Raw genomic sequence first — 9,213 nt, forward strand, 5'->3', positions numbered from 1 at the left:
TCGATAACCAGACAAGCCGTAGCGAGGCCCGGACAAGATGCGCAACAGCCGCCGCTTCCACTATCCCTACCGCTCCCTGCCGGGCCCCCTGCTGCTGCGTTACGAGGCCTTGGCGGTCGATACCGAGAGCGCCCTGCATCAGCACCCCTGGGGCCAGTTGGCCTTCGTCGAGTCCGGCAGCATGGCCTTCCTGATCGAGGAGCAGCCGTTCTTCGCGCCGCCCGGCTACGCGGTGTGGATCCCGCCGAAGATGGACCACAGCTCGCACAACCGGCGCGAGGTGCAGTGCCGCCTGATCAATATCGCCGAGCGCTACACGCCGATGCTGCCGAAAGCGCCGGGCATCGTGCGTCTGCATCCTTTGTTCATCGCCGGGGTCGAGGACTTGTTCGATCGCGGCATCGAAGTGCCCGACACCGCGGCCGACCGGCGCCTGGCGCGGGTCTTGATCGACAAGTTGCTGGCCACGCCGATGCTGTCGCGCTTCGTGCCGCAGAGCGAAGACCGTTTGCTCGGGCCGATCCTCGATGCCTTGCAGCATCATCCCGGCGACAACACCACCCTGGAGCAGTGGGCGCAGCGCGTGCACACCACCGAGCGCACCCTGAGCCGGCGCTGCCGCGACGAACTCGGCATGTCGTTCAGCCAATGGCGCCAGCGTCTGCGTTTTCAGCAATCGATCCCGTTGTTGGAGCAGGGCCGCAGCGTGCAACAGGTGGCGGTGGCGATGGGCTATGCCAGCGCTTCGGCCTTCATCGCCATGTTCCAGCAGTTCAGCGGTACCACGCCGCAGAAGTTCCGGCGTTGAGGGACGAGCCGGCGGGCTTCAAGAGTAGGAGCGGCGCGAGCCGCGACCGAGAATCACGCTTGCGCCATTGTTGCGAGGTCGTGGTCGCGACTCATGACCGAAGGAAATCCAGCAGGACGTCGCTCCTACAAAGGCTACGGCGCGGTCTGCGTCGCCACCTTCTTGCGCACCTCTTCCAGCATCGCGTCCAGCGCCTTGCGGTCGTGAATCTTGCCGCGCAACACGAAGCTGTCGATGCGCCGGGTCGCGGCGATGTCGCGCAACGGGTCGGCGTCGAGCAGGACGATGTCGGCGGCCTTGCCGGCGGCGAGGCGGCCGTGCAGGCGCTCCTGGCCGAGGAAGCGGGCGCCGTTGATGGTCGCGGCCTGCAGCGCCTGCAACGGGGTCAGGCCGTTGTCGACGAAGCGCTGCAACTCGTCGTGCAGGCCGATGCCGGGGTAATTGAAGGAGTTCAGGAAACCCGCATCGGTGCCGGCGAGGATCGCGACCCCGGAGGACTGCAACAAGGGCAGGATCGCTGCGCTGCGTTCATAGCGTTGGTGGCGGCGCTCGATCGCCGCAGCGTCGTCCTTGGCCGCGCGTTCGACGCGCCAGGCGTAGGTCGCCTGCAGGCCGGGGCCGATATAGCGCAGATAGGTATCGCCGCGGTGGTCGTCGCGATCCAGATAAGTAGTAACGAAGCTGCCGTTGAGGGTCGGGGTGACCGCGGTGCCGCGTTGGGCCAGGCGCCGATAGGCTGCACGCGCGGTGTCCTCGTCGAAGCTGGCCTGGATCCGGTTCCAGCCTTCGCGGCTGTCTATCTCGCCGCGCGCGACCATCGCGCCGATCTCGGCTTCCTGCGGCGAGCCGGCCTTGTAGGCGTAGTCGATGTGTTCGATCGAACTGAGCCCGGCCGCGCTGACCGTATCGATGGTGAGGGTGAACGGCACGTGCGCCGAGGTGCGCAGGCCGCGTGCGTGCGCCTGCTCGAGGGCGTCGAGGAACAGCTCCGGCGACAAGGTGTTGTCGGTGATCTTGACGAAATCGACCTTCCAGCCCTGCAGTCGGTCGAGCGCCTTGGAAATCTCGGCGGCATTGCCGACTTCGATGTCGCCGGGCCAGATCGACTTGTAGCCTTCCAGTTTCGGGCCCGAGGTATAGATCGTCGGGCCGTCGAGGCGGCCGGCGGCGATCGCGTCGCGCCACTCGAACACGCTCGGGCTGAGGTCGCCGGCGGCGTCGCGCACCGCGGCGATGCCGTGGGCCACGTACAACGGCAGCAGGTTCTTGTTCTCTTCGATCAGCTTGTCGCCGCCGCCGAAGTGGACGTGCATGTCCCATAGCGCCGGGATCGCGTACTTGCCCTGGGCTTCGACGGTCTGCGCGGCCTGGTAGCGCTTGGCCTTGGCGTCGTCGACGATGGCGACGATGCGATCGCCGCGCACGGCGATCGCCTGGTCGGCGCGGGTCCGGCCGTCGGCGACGTCGATCACGTTGGCATGCCGGATCAGCAAGTCGACGCGTTCGGCGGCAGCCGCGGCGGTGGACGAAAGCGCGAGCAGTAAGGCGGCGGACAGGCGGATCGGCGGGGGCATGCGGAACTCCGGAAGCGCGGCCGCCGCAGGGGCGGCCAGAACGGGAAGCGGCACAGGCGCGAGCACTAGCCGCATCGGCATTGTGCCCGAGGCCGGTATGGCTCCGGCTTCGCGATCTCGGACCGAATGCCACTCCGCCAGACCCGGCCATGTCCATAATGACGGCGATCCGCCGCCCGGCGCAGTCACGGAAGCTAGGCCGCTTGCGGCCGCCAATGCGTGTGCCGCTTGCGGCCGCCGATGCCCGTGCCGCCTGCGGCCGCCGATACCCAGGCCGCCTGCGGCCGCCAATGCCCTGCGGAGGGGCTGCATGAGGAAAGTGAAAAGGCTGGCGACGCCGCCGTCGTTGCGCCGGCCGGAACTGCTGGACTGGGCCCGCGAAATCACCGCGTTCTACAGTCGCCCGGCCGAGGAACGCCAGCGCCAGCGCGCGCCGTTCGAGCGCTACGAGCCGTTGTTCCTGGGCGAGGACGTGTTCGCGGCTTTGGACGCGCAGTTCAAGAGCAAATGCGCGTACTGCGAGTCAGGCCTGAGCTTGCACGAAAGCCGCATCGACCCGTTCCGCCCGATCCTGGCCGCGGCCGATCCGCGCACGCGCGAGGAAAGCCCCGATCACTACGGCTGGCTGGCATTCGAATGGCGCAACCTGATGTACGCCTGCAACGAATGCGTCTCGGCCAAGCGCAATCGGTTCCCGGTCGACACGCCGCGTGCCTTGCCGATGACGGCCTGGCGTCAGACCGTGGCGAGCGAGAGTGCGCTGCTGATCGACCCTTGCCGCGACGACCCCGCGCGCCATCTGGCGTTTCTGCCCGATGGCCGCTTGGCCGGCAAGACCGACAAGGGCGCGGTCAGCATCGAGGTGTTGAACCTCAACCGGCCGCGGCTGGTTGAGGAGCGGCGCCGATGGATATTCGACCTGCTGACCACGATTCACCAGGCCATCGACCCGGAGGCCGAAGCGGTCGCCATCGGATTGATCGACGAGTTGGACAACCTCCGGCACAGCGGCGCGATCCGTTCCGCGCTCGACACCGTGGCCAAGGAAACCGCGCGCCGGGCCGGGCTCAAGCCCATCGTCGGTTTCCGCCCGTCGCGCGACATTCCCCGCCTGGCCGGACACCATGAACTTTGGGACCGGGTCGCCTACGAATACCTGTCGGGCGCGGACAAAACGCCGATCTCCGAATCCCTGCGGAGCGCGGCGAGCGAGTACTACGAACTCAGGCCCAGGCTGGATGCGTCCCATGTCGAACGCGTGCGCATCTTCAACTTCAAGGGCATCGACACCCTGGAGCTGGAGTTCGCCCATGCGCAGGCCGACAGCAATGCTTCCGGGGTGATGCTGCTCGGCGAGAACGCCGCCGGCAAAAGTACCGTGCTGCAAGCGCTGGCCCTGGCCTTGATGGACGAGCGCCTGCGCAAGGGCTGCCGGGTCGAGGGCGCCGATTTCCTGCCGCGCCAGCGCGAGTCCTGGGAGGTGCTGACCGACCGGCCCTATGTGGAAGTGCTGCTGTCGTCGGGCGACACCCGCCGCATCGAGATCGATTCGCTCGGTCGCATCGAGGACCATACCGAGGCGGCGCCGTCGATGGTGCTGGCCTACGGGGCGAGGCGCTTCTTCCGCTCGCAAGACCGCATTCACAAGAACGCGGTCAACCGCAGCCTGTTCGATCCTTTCGCCAAGCTCGAAGACCCCTCGCCGTGGCTGGTGGAGGCGAGCCGGCAGCATTTCAATGCGGTGGCGCGGGCGATGCGCGAGGTGTTCTCGTTGCACGATGACGACGACATCTTCCGCGGTCCGGGCGGCCACGTGATGGTGCGCGCCCACGGCCGGGTGACCCCGGTCGAGCGTATGAGCGACGGCTACCGTTCCCTGTTCGCGATGGCCGTGGACATCATGCGGCGCATGGTCGAGGCCTGGGGCAATCTGGAATACGCACAGGGCATCGTCCTGATCGACGAGATCGACGTGCACCTGCACCCGCGCTGGAAGATCGAGGTGATGTCGGCGTTGCGGCGGGCGATGCCGAAGGTGCAGTTCATCGTCACCGCCCACGACGCACTGTGCCTGCGCGGCATGCGCGACGGCGAAGTGCACGTGCTGTACCGCGACCAGCACGACCGCATCCGCCCGCGCGAAGACCTGCCGAACATCGAGCTGTTGCGCAGCGACCAACTGCTGACCTCGGACTTCTTCGGCTTGGCCAGCACCGCGCGGCCGCAGACCGATGCGGCCTTGCATCGCTATGCCTATCTGCTCGGCAAGCCCGCGCTCGATGCCGGCGAACAGCGCGAACGCGGCGCGCTTGCGGCGCAACTCGCGGGCCTGCCGCTCGGCGACACGCCCGTCGAGCAACTCGTCGGCGAGGCGACCCAGCGTTACCTCAACGACCGCCGCCGTCGCGGCGGCGCCGAGCGTGCGGCGATGCGCGAGGACGCGCTGGAGGAAATCGTCGCCCTGTTGAGCGCGGACGCGGCGGCGGGAGCCCACGAATGAGGTTCGTCGATCGCAAGTCGGTGCCGGCGCCGGCCTCGCTGGTCGACCCGGACGGCGCCGGCCGGCGCGAACTCGAGAAAGCCTCGAAGCATTACCTGGACCCTAAGGCCGAGACCTTCGCCTTCAAGGCCTATAAGCGGCCCGACGTCAAAGAGGCGCTGCGCGAGCTGTTCAAGAAGAAGTGCGCGTACTGCGAGTCCTTGCACGAGGCGACTTCGTCGGCGGACATCGAGCATTACCGGCCCAAGGCGGGCGTCGACGGCGAACCCGGCCATCGCGGCTATTGGTGGCTCGCGGCCGACTGGGACAACTTGCTGCGCAGTTGCATCGGCTGCAATCGCGTCGAAGGCCATCGGGTCGCCGAAGTCGGCATGACTGCCGCCCAGCTCGCTGCCCAGAAAGTGCAGAGCGTCGGCAAGGGCAACGCGTTCCCGGTGTCGGCGGTTCGGGCGTTCAAGCCGGGCGACGACTGCGACCGCGAGGACCCCTTGCTGATCGATCCGACCCGGCGCGATCCCGGCCCGCATCTGGCCTGGCATACCGACACCGATCTGTCGCTGCTGAGCCCGAGCTTCCACGGCGCCGTCGCCGATGCCTACGGCGAACACACGATCCGCATCATGGCGCTCAATCGGCAGGCGCTGGTCGAGGCGCGCACCCGCCATCTGCAGCGCTTGAACGATTTGTTGTTCGACATCGCCGAAGCGCTGGACGAGGCCGCGGTCGCGGCGCCCGCGCAGCGGGCCCGTCCCTTGCAGCGGGTTACGCGCAAACGCGCGCAACTGCGGGCGATGGCCGGCGCGGACGAAGAGTTCACGGCGATGACGCGGGCCTTCGTCGCCGCAGCCGAAGGCGAGCTGCTCGCGCGTTATCGCGAGTTACTCGAAGCTAAGGCCGAGCAGGCCGACGCGGTCGGCGCCTAACCGTTTCGCGGACAAAGAAAAACCGGCCGAAGCCGGTTTTTCTTTTGCTTGCGGACGCGGACGCCGCGAGAACATCGCGAGGTTAGGCTTAGCCCTGTGCGGGCTTGCCCGCCTTCGCCTCGGGCTTGGCCGCTGCCGGCTTGGCGCCCGGAGCGACCGGCGCGGGCGCGCCCGCCGCCGAAGCCTGCCAACCGCAGCTCTGGCCTTCGTTCTGCTGCTTCAGCCAGGTCTGCAACGGCGCGAAGTATTCGAGCACCGCCGAGGCGTCCATCTTCTCGCCGCCGGTCAGCTCCTTCATGGTCTGCTGCCACGGCTGGCTGGCGCCCTTGCTCAGCATCGCCTGGAACTTCGCGCCGGCGGCCTTGTTGCCGTAGAAGCTGCATTCGTACAGCGGGCCCTTGAAGCCGGCCGCGTCGCACAGCGACTTGTAGAACTGGAACTGCAGCACGTGCGAGAGGAAGTAGCGCGTGTAGGGCGTATTGCCCGGCACGTGGTACTTGGCGCCGGCGTCGAAGAACTCTTCGCCGCGCGCTTCGACCGGGGCCACGCCCTGGTACTTGGCCTTCAGCTCCCACCAAGCCTTGTTGTACTCGCCCGGCTTGATCGAGCCGTCGAACACGCCCCAGCGCCAGCGGTCGATCATCAGGCCGAACGGCAGGAACGAGACCTTGGCCAGGGCCATGCGCATCTGCGCGTTGATCAGCGACTCGTTGCTCTGCTGCTGGCTGCCGACCAGGCCGATCGACTGCAGGTACTTCGGCGTCATCGCCAGCACGATGGTGTCGCCGATGGCCTCGTGGAAGCCGTCGTGCGCGCCGGTCTGGAACAGCGGCGGCTGGTTGTTGTAGGCCAGGTAGTAATAGACGTGGCCGAGCTCGTGGTAGATCGTGGTGAAGTCTTCTTCGTTCGGCTTGATGCACATCTTCGTGCGCACGTCGCCGCCCATGTTCATGTCCCAGGCGCTGGCGTGGCAGACCACGTCGCGGTCGCGCGGTTTGATGAACTGGGTCTTGCTCCAGTAGCTGTCGGGCAGCTTGGGCATGCCGAGCGAGACGTAGAAGTCCTGCGCGCGCTCGGTCATCTGCTTGGCGTTGGCCAGGTTCGCGTCGACTTCGATCTGCGCCTGTTCGTCGGCGGCGCGGTCGCCCGGGTTCTTCGCCGTCTGCAGGTCGAAGTTGTGCTGGTACTGGCGAGCCAGCGCGCCGTTGATGTCGAGGCTGCCGGCCTGCTGTTCGGTGTACGGTGCCAGCACGTCCCACATGTTGCCCCAGTCCTGCTGCCACATATTGCCGAGCAGGTGCGCCGGCAGCATGCCGCCGGTGGTCTCGCCCTTGTCGGCGCCGTACTTGGCTTCCAGACGCGAGCGGGTATAGCAATGCAGTTGTTCGTACAGCGGCTTGACCTGGCCCCAGAGGCGGTCGGTCTCGGCGGCGAGCTCGACCGGGCTCATGTCGTAGCCGGAGCGCCACAGCTCGCCGGTGTCGGCATAGCCCAGGTTGCGCGCGCCTTCGTTGACCAGTTCGACGAAGCGCGTGTAGTCCTTGCGCATCGGCTTGGAGATGGTGTGCCAGCCTTTCCATGCGTCGAGCTGGGCGTCGTAGTCGCGGCTGTTGCGCAGTACGTCTTCGAGATCGCCGAGCTGGCGGCAATCGGTATCGCCGGTGCCGCTGCAATACGTGCCCGAGCCGTACATGCCTTCCATGCGCGTGGCGATCTGGGTCAGCTCGGCCAGCTTGGCCGGGTCTTTCGGCGCCGGCATCGAGGTGCCGATTTTCAGCAACTGGATCGCGCGCGCGCTGGCGGGCGACATCTGCTGGCCTTCGAATTTCTTCGACTGTTCGATCCAGCTGTTGAGCTGGGTCAGGTAGCGCTCGTTGGCCTTGGCCGAGAGCAGCTGGCTGTCGTCGTTGATGTAGGTCGAAGACAACCACTGTGCCGAGGTCATCTCCGGATACATCTTCTTGTATTCGTCGTTGACGCGGGCGATGAACTGGTCGGCGGTCTCGCCTTCCGGCGCGGCGGCGGCCGTGGTGCTGGAGGAGGGGGTGGGGTCTTTCTTGCATCCGGCCAGGCCGATGACGGCCGCAGCGATGCCGAGCGCCAATACGGCGCGAACGTGGTTCATGTGTGCTCTCTCCAGGAAGTGCCGCGCTTTGCGCGCGAGCCAGAAGGCTAGAGGCCGGGTCGGTCCGGCGCAAGCCGGCCACCGCCGGGGCGCCGGGTCGGCTCGCCGGGAGGCCGGGTGAGCGTCTAGCCGGGGCGTGGTTCTGCGCACATTCGGCACACTAGGTGGACTGAAAACGGTTACGAGCGTCTCCGTTCAGATCCGATATTTGACCGATTCAGGCCGTTCAGCCAGTACCGGGTCACGAAATGTGCGTTCGATTAAGTTATTTTTTCGTTACGTGTAAACGCTTAGATTGTTAAATTTTCGGTATTCATTTAACGCCATGAAACGCAGGCCGGATTTGTGACGATTTCGTTCAGGTTTCGGGACGGCGTTTCCCGGCCAGGTTTCCACCCATGTCACAAAAAGGGATTTGATTTGTGACGCCAAAACGGAAAAAGTGACGCCCAGCGGCAGCCGTTCATCGGCCACGCTTGGGATGGGTGGATCCCATGGGGAATCGTTTTGGCTTCAACAGGAAAGGCATGAAACCTACGATGAGCTCTTCCGACGACAGGCGGTACCGGCCGCTCACGACGACTTCGTCACAGCGCAACCGGCGCGAAGGTGGCGAATGCCTGTTCACGGCCGATCTGAGTTGGGCGCGCGAAGAAGCGCCGATCGAACCTCCCCACGGCAGCCTCAATCTGAGGCGCGTCGCCATGGCCGCCCTGCTGGCGCTGGCGGTGGTGGGCATCGTAATGATGAATGGCCCGGCCGACGCCGGTCCGGTCCGGCGCGCGGAATCGGCGCTGCCGGCGCCGGTCAGCGAAGCCGAGCCCGCGGCGGTCGACGCCGCGCGGACCGCGCAGATTTCGCCGGTCGCGTTCTGAGAACGCGGTCGGCAGGCACTCGGTGGGGGTAAGCGCCTGGAAGGCGCAATCAGGGGAAGGGAAGCTGTAAGAAGACGGAAAGGGTTATGGGGATAGCCCGATCCGCACGGTTTGAATGGCGTCGGCGCCAGGGAGGGCGTCGGTGGCCGCTCGTGATGATCTTCTTTAGCTTTGCTCTCAAGGCCTTTGGCCGCTCCAGGCTGCCTTTGTGTGGGAGCGACGTGAGTCGCGACCGAGGGACGCGCAGAGGCGACAAGGCCGGCGGCGCGCATCGAAGCGGCGTGCTTTCGCGGGGGTAGGAGCGGCGCGAGCCGCGACCGCGCTCTTGCGGTCTCGCGGCGCATTGCTCAAGCAAGATCAGGATCAAACGCCAAAAGCTTCCGCCACTAAAGCGGCGGGTTACTTTCT

At 66.5% G+C, this 9,213-nt stretch carries 6 protein-coding genes; 4 read left to right on the top strand and 2 right to left on the bottom strand.

Annotation, left to right across the window (positions count from 1 at the left end; translation table 11 throughout):
* Nucleotides 1-37 precede the first annotated feature (37 nt).
* Entirely contained in the window at nt 38-808 is a 771-nt protein-coding gene (locus EX88_RS0116470) for an AraC family transcriptional regulator (RefSeq protein ID WP_036149199.1), read from the top strand.
* Between the two features lie 134 nt (nt 809-942).
* On the opposite strand, the gene EX88_RS0116475 is transcribed toward EX88_RS0116470, so the two are convergent.
* The gene (locus tag EX88_RS0116475; protein WP_031373089.1) at nt 943-2,382 is read right to left on the bottom strand and encodes an amidohydrolase family protein; all 1,440 of its coding nucleotides are present in this window, start codon (nt 2,380-2,382) and stop codon (nt 943-945) included.
* A 310-nt stretch (nt 2,383-2,692) separates the two neighbouring features.
* Between EX88_RS0116475 and EX88_RS23875 the strand changes: the two genes are divergently transcribed.
* Nucleotides 2,693-4,882 carry an AAA family ATPase gene (locus tag EX88_RS23875; protein ID WP_161786137.1) on the top strand — a complete coding sequence of 730 codons (2,190 nt, stop codon included), beginning with the start codon at nt 2,693-2,695 and terminating at the stop codon, nt 4,880-4,882.
* Nucleotides 4,879-5,805 carry a hypothetical protein gene (locus EX88_RS24670; protein ID WP_031373091.1) on the top strand — a complete coding sequence of 309 codons (927 nt, stop codon included), beginning with the start codon at nt 4,879-4,881 and terminating at the stop codon, nt 5,803-5,805. The genes EX88_RS23875 and EX88_RS24670 overlap by 4 nt, the downstream gene beginning before the upstream one ends.
* An 88-nt stretch (nt 5,806-5,893) precedes the next feature.
* Here EX88_RS24670 and EX88_RS0116490 read toward each other — a convergent pair whose 3' ends face one another.
* A complete protein-coding gene (locus EX88_RS0116490) occupies nt 5,894-7,930 on the bottom strand; it encodes a M2 family metallopeptidase (protein WP_031373092.1) in 2,037 nt (678 codons plus the stop codon).
* A gap of 539 nt (nt 7,931-8,469) precedes the next feature.
* Between EX88_RS0116490 and EX88_RS0116495 the strand changes: the two genes are divergently transcribed.
* Nucleotides 8,470-8,805 carry a hypothetical protein gene (locus tag EX88_RS0116495; protein WP_031373093.1) on the top strand — a complete coding sequence of 112 codons (336 nt, stop codon included), beginning with the start codon at nt 8,470-8,472 and terminating at the stop codon, nt 8,803-8,805.
* Nucleotides 8,806-9,213 lie beyond the last annotated feature (408 nt).

This window comes from Lysobacter antibioticus (genome assembly GCF_000731095.1).
Taxonomy (GTDB): domain Bacteria; phylum Pseudomonadota; class Gammaproteobacteria; order Xanthomonadales; family Xanthomonadaceae; genus Lysobacter; species Lysobacter antibioticus_B.